At 40.0% G+C, this 15,441-nt stretch carries 14 protein-coding genes; 3 read left to right on the top strand and 11 right to left on the bottom strand.

What is annotated here, in order from left to right; genetic code table 11:
* Positions 1-82: 82 nt before the first annotated feature.
* Entirely contained in the window at positions 83-1,534 is a 1,452-nt protein-coding gene (gene sufB, locus FDK13_RS30230) for a Fe-S cluster assembly protein SufB (protein ID WP_137343757.1), read from the bottom strand.
* Positions 1,535-1,690: 156 nt separating this feature from the next.
* Positions 1,691-2,656 (bottom strand): ADP-glyceromanno-heptose 6-epimerase, encoded by a 966-nt coding sequence (rfaD, locus tag FDK13_RS30225; protein ID WP_137343756.1) that lies wholly within the window; start codon positions 2,654-2,656, stop codon positions 1,691-1,693.
* A gap of 188 nt (positions 2,657-2,844) precedes the next feature.
* Here rfaD and FDK13_RS30220 point away from each other — a divergent pair, with 188 nt between their 5' ends.
* From FDK13_RS30220 to FDK13_RS30210, 3 genes are all read left to right on the top strand, one after another.
* The gene (locus FDK13_RS30220) at positions 2,845-3,264 is read left to right on the top strand and encodes a 6-pyruvoyl trahydropterin synthase family protein (protein WP_137343755.1); all 420 of its coding nucleotides are present in this window, start codon (positions 2,845-2,847) and stop codon (positions 3,262-3,264) included.
* A 2-nt stretch (positions 3,265-3,266) separates the two neighbouring features.
* Positions 3,267-4,382: a lipid-A-disaccharide synthase gene (lpxB, locus tag FDK13_RS30215; protein WP_137343754.1), complete on the top strand. Its 1,116-nt coding sequence runs from the start codon at positions 3,267-3,269 to the stop codon at positions 4,380-4,382.
* A gap of 148 nt (positions 4,383-4,530) precedes the next feature.
* Positions 4,531-5,172, top strand: a complete 642-nt coding sequence (locus tag FDK13_RS30210; protein WP_137343753.1) for a response regulator transcription factor — start codon at positions 4,531-4,533, stop codon at positions 5,170-5,172.
* Here FDK13_RS30210 and FDK13_RS30205 read toward each other — a convergent pair.
* The 9 genes from FDK13_RS30205 to ccoS form a co-directional block, all read right to left on the bottom strand.
* A complete protein-coding gene (locus FDK13_RS30205; RefSeq protein ID WP_137343752.1) occupies positions 5,169-6,233 on the bottom strand; it encodes a response regulator in 1,065 nt (354 codons plus the stop codon). The genes FDK13_RS30210 and FDK13_RS30205 overlap by 4 nt on opposite strands.
* A 15-nt stretch (positions 6,234-6,248) precedes the next feature.
* Positions 6,249-7,469 carry a PAS domain-containing sensor histidine kinase gene (locus FDK13_RS30200; protein ID WP_229216282.1) on the bottom strand — a complete coding sequence of 407 codons (1,221 nt, stop codon included), beginning with the start codon at positions 7,467-7,469 and terminating at the stop codon, positions 6,249-6,251.
* A 137-nt stretch (positions 7,470-7,606) separates the two neighbouring features.
* The gene (hemN, locus tag FDK13_RS30195) at positions 7,607-8,971 is read right to left on the bottom strand and encodes an oxygen-independent coproporphyrinogen III oxidase (protein ID WP_137343750.1); all 1,365 of its coding nucleotides are present in this window, start codon (positions 8,969-8,971) and stop codon (positions 7,607-7,609) included.
* Between the two features lie 132 nt (positions 8,972-9,103).
* Complete coding sequence (locus FDK13_RS30190) at positions 9,104-9,811, bottom strand: sulfite exporter TauE/SafE family protein (protein WP_229216281.1); 708 nt, start codon at positions 9,809-9,811, stop codon at positions 9,104-9,106.
* A complete protein-coding gene (locus FDK13_RS30185; RefSeq protein WP_137343749.1) occupies positions 9,811-10,263 on the bottom strand; it encodes a FixH family protein in 453 nt (150 codons plus the stop codon). The genes FDK13_RS30190 and FDK13_RS30185 overlap by 1 nt, the downstream gene beginning before the upstream one ends.
* 54 nt (positions 10,264-10,317) lie before the next feature.
* A complete protein-coding gene (gene ccoG / locus FDK13_RS30180; RefSeq protein WP_229216280.1) occupies positions 10,318-11,745 on the bottom strand; it encodes a cytochrome c oxidase accessory protein CcoG in 1,428 nt (475 codons plus the stop codon).
* 43 nt (positions 11,746-11,788) lie between these two features.
* Positions 11,789-12,820 carry a c-type cytochrome gene (locus FDK13_RS30175; protein ID WP_137343748.1) on the bottom strand — a complete coding sequence of 344 codons (1,032 nt, stop codon included), beginning with the start codon at positions 12,818-12,820 and terminating at the stop codon, positions 11,789-11,791.
* Positions 12,821-12,986: 166 nt separating this feature from the next.
* Positions 12,987-15,131 carry a cytochrome-c oxidase, cbb3-type subunit I gene (gene ccoN, locus FDK13_RS30170; protein WP_137343747.1) on the bottom strand — a complete coding sequence of 715 codons (2,145 nt, stop codon included), beginning with the start codon at positions 15,129-15,131 and terminating at the stop codon, positions 12,987-12,989.
* 72 nt (positions 15,132-15,203) lie between these two features.
* Positions 15,204-15,374: a cbb3-type cytochrome oxidase assembly protein CcoS gene (gene ccoS / locus FDK13_RS30165; protein ID WP_137343746.1), complete on the bottom strand. Its 171-nt coding sequence runs from the start codon at positions 15,372-15,374 to the stop codon at positions 15,204-15,206.
* Positions 15,375-15,441 lie beyond the last annotated feature (67 nt).

The raw sequence follows: 15,441 nt of genomic DNA, 5'->3' as shown, positions 1-15,441 counted from the left end.
TAATAATACCAATAAAATACAAAAAGCCTTTGATGATTCAAAGGCTTTTTGGCAATACTTGAAAAAATGAAATGCAATCAGCTTATCCTACACTACCTTCCAAACTGATTTCCAGAAGCTTTTGAGCCTCTACTGCAAATTCCATTGGAAGCTGATTTAAAACTTCTTTTGCGTATCCATTTACAATTAGAGCAACCGCCTGTTCCGTAGGAATTCCGCGTTGGTTGCAATAAAACAATATATCTTCTCCGATTTTCGAAGTAGTCGCTTCATGTTCCACCGTTGCCGACGGATTGCTGACTTCTATGTACGGGAAAGTATGAGCGCCGCATTTGTCGCCCAATAACAATGAATCGCATTGAGAAAAATTACGTGCTTTGTCTGCCTTTTTAAATACCTGTACTAATCCACGGTAAGAGTTCTGGCTTTTTCCGGCCGAGATACCTTTTGAAACAATACGGCTTTTGGTGTTTTTACCGATATGGATCATTTTTGTTCCGGTATCAGCCTGTTGCATGTTATTGGTAACAGCAACAGAATAGAATTCACCAATCGAATTGTCGCCTTTCAAGATTACAGATGGGTATTTCCAGGTAATCGCTGAACCGGTCTCAACCTGAGTCCAGGAGATTTTTGAAAATGCGCCATCACACAAACCGCGTTTTGTGACGAAGTTGTAGATACCACCTTTTCCTTCTTTATCGCCAGGGTACCAGTTTTGAACGGTAGAATATTTCACATTTGCATTTTCATGGGCGAAAATTTCCACTACAGCTGCGTGCAGCTGATTTTCATCACGCATCGGTGCAGTACAACCTTCCAGGTAACTAACATGGCTGTCAGCATCTGCAATGATTAATGTACGTTCAAACTGACCAGTTCCTGCCGCATTGATACGGAAGTAGGTCGAAAGTTCCATCGGGCATTTAACACCTTTGGGAATATATACGAATGATCCGTCAGAAAATACTGCTGAATTTAACGCAGAATAATAGTTGTCTTTTGGTGGAACAACAGAGCCAAGGTATTTTTTTACCAAATCCGAATGTTCACGAATCGCCTCACTAATTGAGCAGAAAATAATTCCTTTTTCTCTCAGTGATTCTTTAAACGTAGTGAAAACAGATTCTGAATCCATAACGGCATCCACCGCAATAGAAACACCTGAAAGTCTTTTTTGCTCATTCAATGAAATTCCCAGACGCTGGAAAGTATCACGTAATTCGGGATCTATATCGTCCAGGCTTTCAACAACTTTTTTCTTCTTTGGTGCAGAATAATATTTAATTGCCTGAAAATCAATTTTTGGATAATGCACATTTGGCCATTTCGGCTCAGGCATTTTCAGCCACATCGTAAAAGCCTTCAAACGCCACTCAAGCATCCATTCAGGTTCATTCTTTTTTGCGGAAATAAACCGTATAGTGCTCTCATCCAAGCCCATAGGAGCCTCGTCTGCTTCAATATCAGTTACAAATCCGTATTTGTATTCCGAACTGGTGATTTCCTCCAACAATTCTTCTTCTTTGCTCATAGTCTTATTTATATCACGCTGTAGTTGTTGTACTAGTAACACACAGAAATGACATTGAGTTTATAGATAGACTCAAAAATACGTAAAATTCTGGACAAAGTTATGACCAGGATCATAACTTGTATCCAGAATTAGGTTATTTAGACGGGTGAAATATTAAAGATAACTTCCTGAGGAAAGATAATCTTTCACATATTCGCCAACACCTTCTTCTAATGTATGAAATGGTTTTGTGTATCCAATCGCGTGCAATTTACTCATATTTGCCTGCGTAAAATACTGATATTTATCACGAATATCGGCTGGTGTATCCACATATGAAATGTCCGGCGTTTTATCCATGGCCAGGAATGTATTAGTTACCAGATCTTTGAATGTGCGCGCCTTTCCGCTTCCAAGATTGTATATGCCTGAATCTTTGCGGTGGTGCATAAAAAACAGACAAACCTCGATCAGATCCTTTACGTAAATAAAGTCGCGCATTTGCTCGCCATCTTTAAAGTCAGGATTGTGCGAACGGAAAAGTTTCATTTTATCCGTAGCCTTAATCTGGTTGAATGCATGGAAAATAACCGAGGCCATACGTCCTTTATGATATTCGTTTGGTCCGTATACGTTGAAAAATTTCAAACCAACCCAGAAGAAAGGTTTTTTCTCCTGCTTCAAAGCCCAGATGTCGAAATCGTTTTTAGAATCACCATAAGGATTCAACGGTTTTAGCTGAGGAATTAAAGATTCATTGTCGTCGTAGCCAAGTTCTCCTAATCCGTAAGTAGCTGCTGATGAAGCATAAACCAGCGGAATTTGATATGCCACGCACTTTTCCCAGATTTGTTTGGAATAGTCAAGATTGAGCTCGTTAAAGATATTTACATCGAACTCCGTAGTATCGGTTCTGGCACCGATGTGAAAAATGAACTCAACATCTTTGTTGTTTTCATCCAGCCATTCAAATAAAGAACTACGTTCAACGCGTTCCTTAATTGTCTTTCCTTCCAGATTCTCTGCCTTTTCAATTTTTGAGAAATCGTCAACGGCAATAATGTTACTAAAGCCTTCCTGGTTGAGTCTGCTGATCAGACCGCTCCCGATAAATCCGGCTGCACCTGTTACTATAATCATAATAGATTATTTGTTTAATGAGGTTAAACTGTAAAAAGAATGCCAGATAAGAGTAATTCTTTTGTTCAATCTACTCATGAAATTTTCTTTTTAAATTGTATTTTTTTTAGTTAACTGCTAATATTTTTACAAAACTACCGATACAAGGTGTAATTTTGTAACATTATTAGAAAGGGAAGGGGAAATTTATGATTTACGTAACGCGAAAAGAGCATTTCAATGCAGCCCACCGGCTTTTTAACCCGGCTTGGTCAGAAGATAAAAATCAGGAGGTATTCGGGCCTTGCGCCAATAATAACTGGCATGGACATAATTTTGAATTAATAGTAACGGTAAAAGGTAAACCGGATCCTGATACAGGGTTTGTGATTGACTTGAAAGTTTTGGGAGATTTGATAAAAGATAAGGTTGTTGATAAAGTAGATCATAAAAACCTGAATCTAGATGTGGATTTCATGAAAGACAAAATGGCTTCCTGTGAAATTTTCGTGACAGAAATTTGGAAAATCCTGGCGCCGGCGATTCAGGAAGTGGCACCAACGTCACAATTGCATTATATCAAACTGGTGGAAACACCGAAAAATTTTGTAGAATACTACGGCGAATAAGTATGAAATACTACCTCATTGCCGGCGAACGTTCGGGTGATTTACATGGCGCAAATCTGATAAAAGGAATAAAATCCAATGACCCGGAGGCTCGGTTTCGTGGCTGGGGCGGCGATATGATGGAGGCAGAGGGAATGGATTTGGTGACGCATTATAAGGATACTGCTTTCATGGGTTTTCTGGAAGTGGCGATGAATATCCTTAAAATTACCGGTTTCCTGAAAAAATGTAAAAAGGATATTCTTTCCTATCAGCCAGACGTGATTGTGCTGATCGACTATCCCGGATTTAACTTACGGATGGCTGCATTTGGTAAGAAAAACGGATTTAAGATCTTCTATTATATATCTCCGAAAGTCTGGGCGTGGAATCAAAAAAGGGCTTGGAAAATTAAGGAAAATGTTGATCACATGTTTGTCATCTTTCCGTTTGAAATTGATTTCTACAAAAAATTTGATTTCGAAGTGGATTACGTTGGCAATCCTTTGATGGACGCGATTGAGGCTTTTAAGCCTGATCCGGATTTTAGAAAAAAGAACAAACTGGATACTAGTCAGCCTGTTATAGCTTTACTTCCCGGCAGCCGGCGGCAGGAAATAATCAATATGCTGGATTTGATGTTAACCGTTCAGCCGCATTTTCCGGATTATCAATTTGTTGTAGCGGGTGTAAGAAATCTTCCTGCATCTCTGTATGAAAAATATGAAGCACTGAAAAATGTTTCTGTTGTTTACGAATCAACTTATGATTTGTTGTCGATATCGGAAGCTGCGCTTGTAACGTCTGGTACTGCAACGCTGGAAACGGCGTTATTAAATATTCCGGAAGTAGTTTGCTACAAAACGAGTGGCTTTTCTTACGCGGTCGCTAAAAGATTGATCCGTGTACCATTCATTTCTCTTGTTAACCTGATCATGGAAAAGGAAGTTGTTCGGGAGCTTATTCAACATGGACTGAATGAAAAACAGCTTGTTGATGAATTAAGGTCAATTCTGAAAAACGGAGAAAAAAGGAATGTCCAGCTGGAAAATTATGCAAAGCTTCATAAACTTGTTGGAGGATCAGGAGCTTCACAGAAAGCCGGGAAACTAATAGTAAAGTATCTATATGATTTGTAAAATAAGTTTGTAGATATCCTGCTACGTAATTTGAGAGATTCTGCTACTTATTTCTATGGAAAAGTAAATTATCTTTGCACACCGTGCAAGGAATATCACCTTTAGAAAGGTGCCGGTATAACCATATCTCCTTTATTAAAATTTGACTATGCATCAGGTACTTTTAGTTAATCAGGATTTGGGTATGCATTCGGATTTATGTTTGCTTTTTCAGGAGAACGATTACGAAAGTGTACTTTTGGATGAAGTTGAAACAGGAAGTGAAGCGTTAAGGAAAGTTTTGGATGATTCTTACGATATGCTGATCCTGAATCTTGATTTGCCAAATACGAATATGCTTGGCCTGATCAATAAATTAAGACTTTTAAATCCGGATTTGCCTATCCTCATTTATTCTTCGGAACTGGAATATATTTTCATAAAACGTTACCTTACTAGCGGCGTTAACGGCTATTGTTTCTTCCAAAATGATGATGCAAGCGAGATATTAAAAGCAATTGGTGTAATCAGTACCGGAAAATGGTACATAAGTCCTGAAATGGTGGAGCTCATTGTTGAACAAGCGCTGTACAGTAAAAAAGCAGATCGTTTTGATAATCTGGATGAACAGGAATTTGAAATATTTACACATTTAATTAAAGGAGAAACGGTGGCAAATATTGCCAAAATCATGTGCGTTCATTTGCCGACAGTTTCTGTTTACAAAACCAGAATTCTGGATAAGCTGAGAATTACTAATTTGATTGAACTGAAAAATATAATCAAAATGCCATTGCAGCAGGAAAACTAGTTTCTCATCCGGATCAGTTTTTCGTAGTCCAGCACCGTTATCAGGCTGCCTTTCATATCCACAAGTTTTTCTTCCTTAAAATCAGATAAAGTCCGTATCACCGTTTCTGTTGCTGTGCCTACCATTGAAGCGATATCTTCACGGGTAATGGCCATCGAAAACGGTTTGGAACGATCTTCCTGATAGCGCTGAACGAGCATAACCAAAGCCTGGGCAACACGTTTTCTTACAGAATTATAAGCAAGTTGTAACAAGCGCTCTTCCCTGTCTTTAATTTCATTGGAAAGCATTTTGATAAACTTTGTAGCCACTTCTCTGTTTCCCTGTAAAAGGTTAAAAAAATCATCTTTCGGTATCATCGCGACTTCCGATTTTTCAAGTGAAATTGTCGTTTCCTGATAAGATTCGCCTTGAAGTAAATCCAGATACCCGAAAAAATCGCCTTCCTTGTACAATTCTGTGATATACTCTTTTCCGTTATCGTTAGATTTATATGCTTTTACTTTTCCCTTTTGAAGAAAGAAAACGTTGGAAGGAAAACTGCCCTCAGTATAAATAGTCTCCTTTTTTCTCAGCGTTTTAGTCTTTTTATCATCCGCCAGTTTCGTGATCAGATCAAAAGATTTTGCCTCATGAATAAATTCGTCCAGACCTTCCGCCGTGCGCGTAAATTGTCCTTTTAATCTCTCGCTTTTTTTAAGTCTGATTTCAACGGCATTCAACAATTCCACATCGTCATATGGTTTGGTCAGATAATCATCCGCACCCATCGTCATGCCTTTGCGGTAATCATTTTTTTCTGCCTTGGCTGTAAGAAAAACGAAAGGAATATTGGCTGTATGATCGTCCTTGCTTAACAAAAGAAGAACTCCGTAACCATCCAGTTCAGGCATCATTATGTCACAGATGATCAGATCCGGTTTTTCATGATGAGCAAGTTGAACGCCTTCTTTGCCATTACGCGCAGTCAGAACGTGATAATTTGCCAACTCCAGAATTTCGGCTGTATTTTCACGCATTTCCGGATTATCTTCAATCAGTAATATTCTTTTGTTTTCCATTATGGCGTTGATGTATTAATTAGCGGGTAAGTGATCCGGCAGTTTGATATTAAAAGTAGTTCCTTTATTAACCTCGCTGGAAAATGAAACCTCACCTCCCATCAGGCTGACATAATTTTGCACAATATTTAATCCCAAACCAGTTCCCTGAGCATTTCCTGCATTGTGTGCACGGAAAAAACGGTCGAAAATATGCATCTGATCACTTTCAGGTATTCCGATACCCTGATCTATGATTTCAATAAAAATGGTTTTTCCATCTGCCTTAATATTGAAACGGATCCATTTTTCCGGCTCCGAATACTTAATGGCATTTGAAATCAGGTTGAAGATTACGTTCCGGAGCAATTGCTTGTCAATCCATACTCCCTTATTTCCGGAATGCGCAAATGAAATTGTCTGGCCTTCTTTGCATAATCCTTTGATTTCTTCAATCAGTCCCTGGCAAAAATCGGGTAAATCGGTATAAACCGGAACACTGTGAATTCTGCCTTCTTCGAGCTTCCCGATTGACATAAAATCATTCAAAATCTCTGTCAGGTTAGTAACCGCGGATTTTATCCGCTGCACGTGTTTCTGTCTTTTTTCCTCTTCTTCGGTTTTAGCATATCTGCCAATCAGCGAAGCTGAAGAAAGAATAGTGGCAAGCGGCGTACGGAATTCATGCGAAGCAATGGTCACAAACTGACTTTTCATATTATTCAGTTCACGTTCTTTTTTCAAAGCACGCATGACTTCTTCCTGCGATTGTTCAATTTTATAGATTGCCTTTGCCAATTCTTCTGTACGTTGATTTACGCGTTCTTCCAGTTCTGCATTCAGTTTCTGAATTTCCTGATTTGCTTCCTGAATAATATTTTCCTGCTTTTTTCTTTCCGTAATATCAATAACAAAACTTACAACAAACTGACCTTCACTGGTTTTGAAAGGACTTAAACTCACTTCAACCGGAAACTCACTGCCGTCTTTTCTCCTTGCGAAAAGTTCAAGAGAGCTTCCCATTCCGCGCGCATGAGGTGATTCCAAATAGTTGTCACGGTGATGTATGTGTGCCTTTGTCAGCCTTCTCGGGATAAGACTTTCAATTTTCTGATCTGCAAGTTCTTTGTCTTCATAGCCAAAAAGTTCGAGCGCCTTGGGATTCAACATCACAATTACTCCTTCTTTATTGACCACTACAATTCCTTCAGTGGCATGTTTAAAAAGTGCGTCGAGCATTTCAATGTGCCGTGTCATGGCTTCGGTATGTTTTTCTAAATAAGTAGTACTAAACATACCAAGTTACAGGACATAGTTGAAGGGAACAAACGAACACTAAAGAATGATTGAATTGTTGAATGAGTGAATGATAGAATGATGGCTCAAAATGCAACTCAAACCGTTTGACTAAATTGGGTGGTTGCCGGTAATTCTGACCATAATTTTGCATCAAAGGCCATGCAGACATTTCTCACGAAAGCTTTTCCGGTTGAGGTTACACGTAATCGATAAGGCTCAATTTCAACCAGTTCATCAAATTGCAATTCGGATAAACGTTCCAGCGCTTTATAGAGATCATCGCAAACTTCATCTTCATTTTTCCATGTTGTTTCAAATTGCGTCATGATCCTGAGAATGTGTTTTCGCAAAATAAGATCCTCTTTTGTCAGTTCATGACCTTTGATAATCGGTAAATGACCGGCCTTGATTTTTTCATAATACGCTTCAACATTTTTTTCATTCTGAACATATCCAGTCCAGCTATCACTGATCGAAGAAGCGCCCAAACCAATCAGCAGTTGCGTATGCGTATCAGTATAGCCCATGAAATTCCTGTGCAGACGACCATCTTGTTGCGCTTTGTAAAGTTCATCTGTTTCCAGTGAAAAATGATCCATACCAATATCATGATAGCCTGAAAGTTCCAGGGCATTTCGGCCAGTTTCGTAAATGGCCATTTTTTTATCAGGATCTGGCAAATCACTTTCGGTATATTTTCTCTGTCCGGGTTTTATCCAGGGAATGTGCGCATAGCTGTAAAAAGCAATGCGGTCAGGATGAAGCTGAACTACACGCATAATGGTTTCCATCATCGTGCAGACTTTCTGCATCGGCAGGCCGTAAACAATGTCATAATTCACAGAAGTATAACCAATTTCTCGGGCTTTTTTTGTCAAATGGCTTACCTGTTCATAGGTTTGCTGACGGTTAATTACGGCCAAAACCAAAGGGTTAAAGTCTTGTACGCCAATACTTATTCTGCGGAAACCAACATTGAAAAGCGCTTGCAAATGTTCATCCGTTGTATTTCCCGGATGCGCTTCAAAGCTGAATTGGGCTTTTGGATGAACCTCTGCATTTTTTAATAAACCTTCGATCAGTTTTGTCAGATTTTCAGGATTGAAAAAAGTTGGCGTTCCTCCGCCCAAATGGATTTCCCTGATGACAGGTTTTGTTTCGACAAAAATGGAAAAATACAATTCCCATTCTTTTAAAACCGCATTGATATAAATTTCTTCTACTTTATGATTAATCGTAATCCGGGTATTGCAGCCACAATAAGTACACAGACTTTCGCAAAAAGGTAAATGTATATAAAGGCTGATTCCCTCTTTTTCGTTAGAAATTGTGAAAGCTTCTTTGGCAAGTTTTTTCCAGTTCTCTTCCGTTGGCGGTGTTTTTTGCCAGTAAGGAACGGTTGGATAGCTTGTATATCTTGGCCCGGGAGTATTGTATTTAAAAAGCAAATCCTTATCCATGGCAGTCGTGTTTTGAATTAATTTCTATACATCAAAACTAGTCAGGTGCTACGGCTAAAAACATGACAGAAATCAGCTTGAAAACTTACTTTTGAAAGGATTTTCGAAAATTGAGAGTTTGGAATAAAGTTATTATTTACCGTGACAAATCGGAATCGAATTATCATTGGCGGAATTTTTAACCGGATATTCGATCAGTATCCCTCTCATAACCAGTAAAATACCAGCTATCGCCAGCATGATTGGTGTAATTTTTCGTACATTTGAACGGAGTGAAACAGAAAACCATTGTTTGAAAAAACCAACAGCCATCATTGCTGGCAAGGTACCAATCCCAAACATAAGCATATACAAACCACCGCTGAGAGAATTTCCGGTAGCAATCGAGCTGATAAGTGCCAGATAGACCAGGCCGCAAGGAAGTAATCCGTTTAAAATTCCCAGCAAAAACCAGCTTTGCATTTTCCGGCTTCGCAGCATTTCTCCCATTTGTCTTTTCAAATGCTGAATAAATTTCTGCCAGAATTTTGGTGGATGAAAATAGGTATCCAGGCGTGCAGGCCAGAGCACATAAAGCACCATCAGTATTCCTGCAAAAATGGAAAGATAGCGGAGATAGCCAATCCAGGCAAATGAGGAACCGAGTGAACCCAAACCGATTCCCAGAGCCGCATATGTAAAAGTTCGGCCGGTATTATAAAAAGCTAAACCTGCAAATTGCTGAAACTTGTCTCCTTTTTGAACGGGCAATGCCAAGGCAATAGGACCGCACATGGCTATGCAATGAAAACTGCTCAGTAATCCCATTGACAACGCGAGATATGGAAGAGCATTATACATCAGAATCCATTTTTGGTAATCACGACTACGCCCTCATTCCAGTAAGATTGTTTTCCGTTTTTCCAGTCGATTTGTAAATAATAACGGCCAGACTGGATTTCTGAGGCGGCTATTAACTGAACGTTGTTTTTTGCCTTTATTGGAAAAGTACGATCCTTAGTATTATCGGATGGACAGTACAATTTCACATTCCCTGACAGCGTGTCTTTAGAGAATTCCCTTGGATAATGAATCATAATTCCATGCTCTTCCACTTGCCAGGTTAGCGGATTATTTAATGCTTTTGCCAGGTTTACTTTATTTATTTTATCCTGAAATTGAAGTTCTTCTTCATAATACTGATCCGTTACAAGATCAATTTTCTGGCTGGCGCTCATGCCTACCAGCAAAAGTATCATGACCACAAATCCGGCATAGAGTATTGCGATGCCTGCGCCCCAGTTAAATTTCATGATGTTGTTCGTTTAAATATTTCAATTATGATTTCGGAGCAAAATACTTTTCAATCATTCTTCCGGTGCCATGAAAGTGGTTTCAAAAGTTTCCAGTTTTTCTTTTCCCTGAAAAACAGAAAGTTTGAGTTTTGTCTTTCGGCTTTTTAATTCTGTTTTTGGAATAATAATGAAAACTGTCCCTTCCGACATGCCAGCTCCATCCAGCGTCAGGTCAGGTTTTCCTGCAAAGAGCAAAGTGCCTTTTGGCGAATCGAGATGAATAACCGGTTTTACAATCTGGTTTGTTTTGTTGAAAATTTTGAAAGTGTACAAATTGCTGATCGTACCATCCCTATTTTCAATATATTGACTGCCAGGTGCACGGAATAAAGTTGTCTGCGTATCATTTCTGGAAACTACCAGATATCCCAGCGCCGACCATAGCAAAACAAGTACAACAATATAACCGCGTGTACGATTTGTTATCAGTTTGTTGACACCGTTAACGATTGCATTTTCGGAAGTATATCGTATCAGACCTGTGTCAAAACCAACTTTATCCATCATGGAATCGCAGGCATCAATACAGGCGGTGCAGTTTACGCATTCCATTTGGGTACCATTCCGGATATCAATTCCTGTCGGGCAAACGGCTACACATTGAAAACAGCTGATGCAATCCCCGGCAGCGCGGTCGTGGCCTTTATGTAACTTTTCGCGAGGTTCCCCGCGTTTATAGTCATAGGCAACAACAATGGAATTTCTATCCATCAAAACCCCTTGCAAGCGGCCATACGGACAAACAACAGTACAAGCCTGATCGCGCAGCCAGGCAAAATTGAAATAAAAAACCGCTGTAAAAATGATAATTCCTGAAAAGAGAGGCACATGCTCACTTATAGGTTCACTGATGATTTTTGATACTTCATCAACACCGATAATATAGGATAAAAGCAGATTGGAGATCAAAAACGAAACAAGCAGAAAAACAGCGTATTTGGTTGTTTTTTTGAGAATCTTATCACTTGTCCAGGCCGCTTTGTTAAGTAATTTTTGTTTGCCGCTATCACCTTCAATAAAGTATTCGATTTTCCGGAAAACCATTTCCATAAAAACGGTTTGCGGACAAGCCCAGCCACACCATAAACGCCCGAATATAGTTGTAAACAAAACAATAAAAACCATAAAGGACAACATCGTAAGCCCGAAAAGCCAGTAATCCTGCGGCCCGATGAACAATCCAAAAATGATAAATTTTCTTTCAAGGACGTTGAAAAGCAAAAGAGGCTGGTTATTATACTTTAAAAAAGGCGTTACAAATAATAAAGTAAGAATAACGACTGTAAACCATAAACGCCGGTTATGCCAGGCTCCTTTTGGCTTTTGCGGATAAAACCAATTCCGTTTTCCATCTTCATTAACTCCATTGAAGTGATCTCTGAAAGAATCGTCGGCCGGAGGTGTGGAAAGAGATATTGGATTTGGCGTAATCATTTTCATTAGTCCAAAAGGACGTTAATTATTATTAAAAGAAAACTCTCAACTATTTAACCGCTATCGTACTATCCGAAGACACTTTCCCTTCTTCAAATAATTCACCCTGCGGTTCTTTGGGGTTTGCCGGTTTGGTTCCTTTTAGCGATAATACAAAACTGGCTACTTTTTGGATATCCGTTGCAGAAAGCTGCTTTTCCCAGGAAATCATACCTTTTTCGGGGACGCCGTATTTGATTACTTTGAACAAGCTTTTAATATTTCCACCGTGCAGCCAATATTTATCCGTAAGGTTTGGCCCAACACCGCCACCGCCTTCACCACCGTGGCAAGCGGTACATTTTTCCTGGAAAATAGCTTTTCCACCGTCAATTCCGGCCTTTTCTGTAAGCTGGGTTACCGTATTTTCATCCATGCTTGAACCCACCTTTTCCAGATAAGCTTTTTTCTCAATGTCAGCCATGGCTATTTCTTTATCCAGTTCTGCAATTTGCAAATCACCCATGCCGCTGAAATAATATGCTGAATAACCAATCGCGATTAAGACAGTTGCCAGAAATAAGGATTGAAGCCAAGGTGGCATACGATTATCGAGCTCCTGAATTCCGTCGTAATCATGGCCTTCTATCAGGATTGTTTTTTCGTCACTTAACGCAACACCAAGACCGGCAAATTTTTTGAACCAGCTTGTTTTAGGGGCTGTTTCGGGATTTGAATTTGTTACTTGTTTTAAAATGGAAAGCGCATTTACCAGTAAAATAACGACCAGAACCATTATGAAAAACAATAATCCCAGCAGCATTATAAGTAAAATATCAGTGCCGGAAAGTACACGAAGTTCCTCTTTTGGTTCCTGAGCAAATGCAGACAAAGAGCAAGTCATGAAAAGTATTATTGATAAAATTCCTTTTTTGATACTTCCATCGTTTAATGGAATGTTTTTCATTTTGTTAATGGATTTATTATCCAGTTTGAAAACATAAAACAGAAGTGCGACAAAGAAGACAAAGAATATGATGAGGGAAATGAGCGGAAAAATGCCCACACCTGCAATGGTTTCAAGATAGTTTCGGAATTTCATGATGATTGAATATTATTAATGATCGTTGGGGCGACCCTCGTGGTCGCCCTTTTTTCGACGTTCTGGGAATTGGTCCGGTTGGGGCGATCCTCGTGGTCGCCCTATTTTCGGCGTCCGGGAACTGGTTTGGTCGTCGCCGGGCTCTGGGCAACCACAAGGGTTGCCCCTACCTTTTTATATCCGTCCCCAATCTTTGCAGGTATGCAATCAATGCAATAATTTCTTTATTTTCATTGGCTTTGATCCCGCTTTGTTTCAATCTTGACTGGATCCCCAGCGCCTGTTTATGCAATTCAGCATTAGCAATTTTATCATAACCTTTTTCATAAGGAACACCAAGTGTCTGCATTGCACGGATTTTTCCGGGAGTTGAAGCTGTGTCCAGATCATCTTCCAATAACCAGCCATAACGAGGCATGATGGACCCTGGCGACATAGAGGTTGGATCTTCCATATGGTTGTAGTGCCATGAATCAGGATATTTTCCACCGATTCTGTGCAGATCCGGGCCGGTGCGTTTTGAACCCCATTGATGCGGGTGATCATAGACAAATTCCCCGGATTTTGAATATTCTCCATAACGTTCAATTTCGGAACGGAAAGGACGAATCATTTGCGTGTGACAAACATAACAACCTTCGCGAACATAAATATCACGTCCCTGAAGTTCAAGTGGGGTGTAAGGTTTTACACTGGCAATGGTCGGAACGTTGGACTCGATCATGAAAGTTGGAATCATTTCGATCATACCGCCAATGGAAACGACTAGCAAGGCAACAATGGTGATCGTTAAAGGTTTCCGTTCCAATAATCTCTGATGCCAGAATTCTTTTTTCTCAGCATGCCAAACAGCAGCCAGAGGCATTGCTTTCGCCTTTTCGTAAGGAACCAGATTGCCTTTTAGTGCAGTCATCCACAAGTTGTAGATCATCACAATAAAACCAATAATATATAACGTGCCGCCAATACTTCTTAGGAAATAAAGCGGTGCGAGCTGCGTTACGGTTTCAAGGAAATTCGGATATTTTAACAAACCTTCGGGTGTAAATTCCTTCCACATAGAGCTTTGCACCCAGCCAGCCCAGTACATTGGAATGGTATAGAACAGAATCCCTAGCGTCCCGATCCAGAAATGGAAACTTGCCAGTTTGGTAGAAAATAATGGGCGGTTGTATAAGCGAGGGAAAAGCCAGTATAGCATACCAAATGTCAGGAAGCCGTTCCATCCTAACGCTCCCACGTGTACGTGGGCAACGATCCAGTCGGTATAATGGGCAATGGCGTTAACATTTTTGAAAGCCAGCATCGGTCCTTCAAATGTTGCCATACCGTAAGCGGTGATCGCAACAACAAAGAATTTCAAAACCACATCTTCCCGAACTTTGTCCCAGGCGCCGCGCAAAGTCAAAAGTCCGTTCATCATTCCGCCCCATGAAGGAGCAATAAGCATCACGGAAAATACGGTTCCGAGTGTTTGCGCCCAGTCAGGCAGAGCAGTATAAAGCAAATGGTGAGGACCAGCCCAGATGTAAAGGAAAATTAATGACCAGAAATGGACGATGGAAAGTCTGTATGAATAAATCGGACGGTTGGCTGCTTTTGGCAAAAAGTAATACATCAAACCTAAATAAGGTGTGGTCAGGAAAAACGCAACAGCGTTGTGCCCATACCACCATTGAACCAAAGCATCCTGAACGCCAGCGTAAAGAGAATAACTTTTAAAAAGGGATACCGGAAGTTCCAGATTATTAACCACATGGAGCATCGCAACGGTAACAAATGAAGCAATGTAAAACCAGATGGCAGCATAAATATGTTCAACACGACGGTGAATTGTTGTCATCACCAAATTGGTAAGTCCTGATAACCAAACGACTGCGATTGCTATATCAAGCGGCCATTCCAATTCAGCATATTCCTTGGCGCTGGACAATCCCATGGGCAAAGTAATAGCTGCGCCTATAATAATGAACTGCCAGGCCCAAAAGTGGAACCGACTTAAAACAGGGCTCCACATAGGCGTGCGCAATACCCTTGGTGCAGAGTAATATAAACCAGTAAAAAAACCGTTTCCTACAAATGCAAAAATAACAGCATTGGTATGCAGCGGTCTTATTCGGCTGAAAGTAGTATATGGTAAATCCATATTTAAGTTGGGAAATACAAGCTGGAAGGCGGCTAACAGGCCGACAAGCATACCGATAAGTCCGAACAGGATCGTCGCGATAGCAAAGTTTCGTACGATTTTATTATCATACTGAAACTCGTCCAGCTCAATGGATGCGATGCCTGGATTGGGAAGGTTTGACATAATTTTGAGAGCAGAATGGTGAATTGATATTGGTAATTATTGGGTAGAGTAAGATAAATCCGTGGTTAGCTTTTAGGTTGTTTTGGATTGGTTTTGATTCGTAATTCCGTCATCCAGGAGTATGCGCATGGCCGGTGTACAATCATCATCAAAATGACCTTTCCGGACCGACCAAATAAATGTGCTGAGAAAAGCTAAGGCCACAAACAGGCTGACGAGAATCAAAACATAAAGGGCGCTCATGGGAATTGTTTTTAGTTAATTTTATTGATAATCAGTATTTTAAAATAAAATTGGGTCCTGTGTTTCA

Origin of the sequence: Dyadobacter frigoris (assembly GCF_005280585.1) — a bacterium.
Lineage (GTDB): Bacteria > Bacteroidota > Bacteroidia > Cytophagales > Spirosomataceae > Dyadobacter > Dyadobacter frigoris.
Note: the sequence above shows the minus strand (reverse complement) of the source record. Positions and strands in the feature narration are given on the sequence as shown.

Bases quoted from the DNA above. Each gene is read 5' to 3' on its own strand.
- rfaD (WP_137343756.1), bottom strand. From the start codon at position 2,656: ATGATTATAGTAACAGGTGCAGCCGGATTTATCGGGAGCGGTCTGATC.
- ccoN (WP_137343747.1), bottom strand. From the start codon at position 15,131: ATGTCAAACCTTCCCAATCCAGGCATCGCATCCATTGAGCTGGACGAG.
- hemN (WP_137343750.1), bottom strand. From the start codon at position 8,971: ATGGATAAGGATTTGCTTTTTAAATACAATACTCCCGGGCCAAGATAT.
- ccoS (WP_137343746.1), bottom strand. From the start codon at position 15,374: ATGAGCGCCCTTTATGTTTTGATTCTCGTCAGCCTGTTTGTGGCCTTA.
- lpxB (WP_137343754.1), top strand. From the start codon at position 3,267: ATGAAATACTACCTCATTGCCGGCGAACGTTCGGGTGATTTACATGGC.
- sufB (WP_137343757.1), bottom strand. From the start codon at position 1,534: ATGAGCAAAGAAGAAGAATTGTTGGAGGAAATCACCAGTTCGGAATAC.
- FDK13_RS30185 (WP_137343749.1), bottom strand. From the start codon at position 10,263: ATGAAATTTAACTGGGGCGCAGGCATCGCAATACTCTATGCCGGATTT.
- FDK13_RS30190 (WP_229216281.1), bottom strand. From the start codon at position 9,811: ATGTATAATGCTCTTCCATATCTCGCGTTGTCAATGGGATTACTGAGC.
- FDK13_RS30175 (WP_137343748.1), bottom strand. From the start codon at position 12,820: ATGAAATTCCGAAACTATCTTGAAACCATTGCAGGTGTGGGCATTTTT.
- FDK13_RS30210 (WP_137343753.1), top strand. From the start codon at position 4,531: ATGCATCAGGTACTTTTAGTTAATCAGGATTTGGGTATGCATTCGGAT.
- FDK13_RS30205 (WP_137343752.1), bottom strand. From the start codon at position 6,233: ATGGAAAACAAAAGAATATTACTGATTGAAGATAATCCGGAAATGCGT.
- ccoG (WP_229216280.1), bottom strand. From the start codon at position 11,745: ATGAAAATGATTACGCCAAATCCAATATCTCTTTCCACACCTCCGGCC.
- FDK13_RS30220 (WP_137343755.1), top strand. From the start codon at position 2,845: ATGATTTACGTAACGCGAAAAGAGCATTTCAATGCAGCCCACCGGCTT.
- FDK13_RS30200 (WP_229216282.1), bottom strand. From the start codon at position 7,469: ATGACACGGCACATTGAAATGCTCGACGCACTTTTTAAACATGCCACT.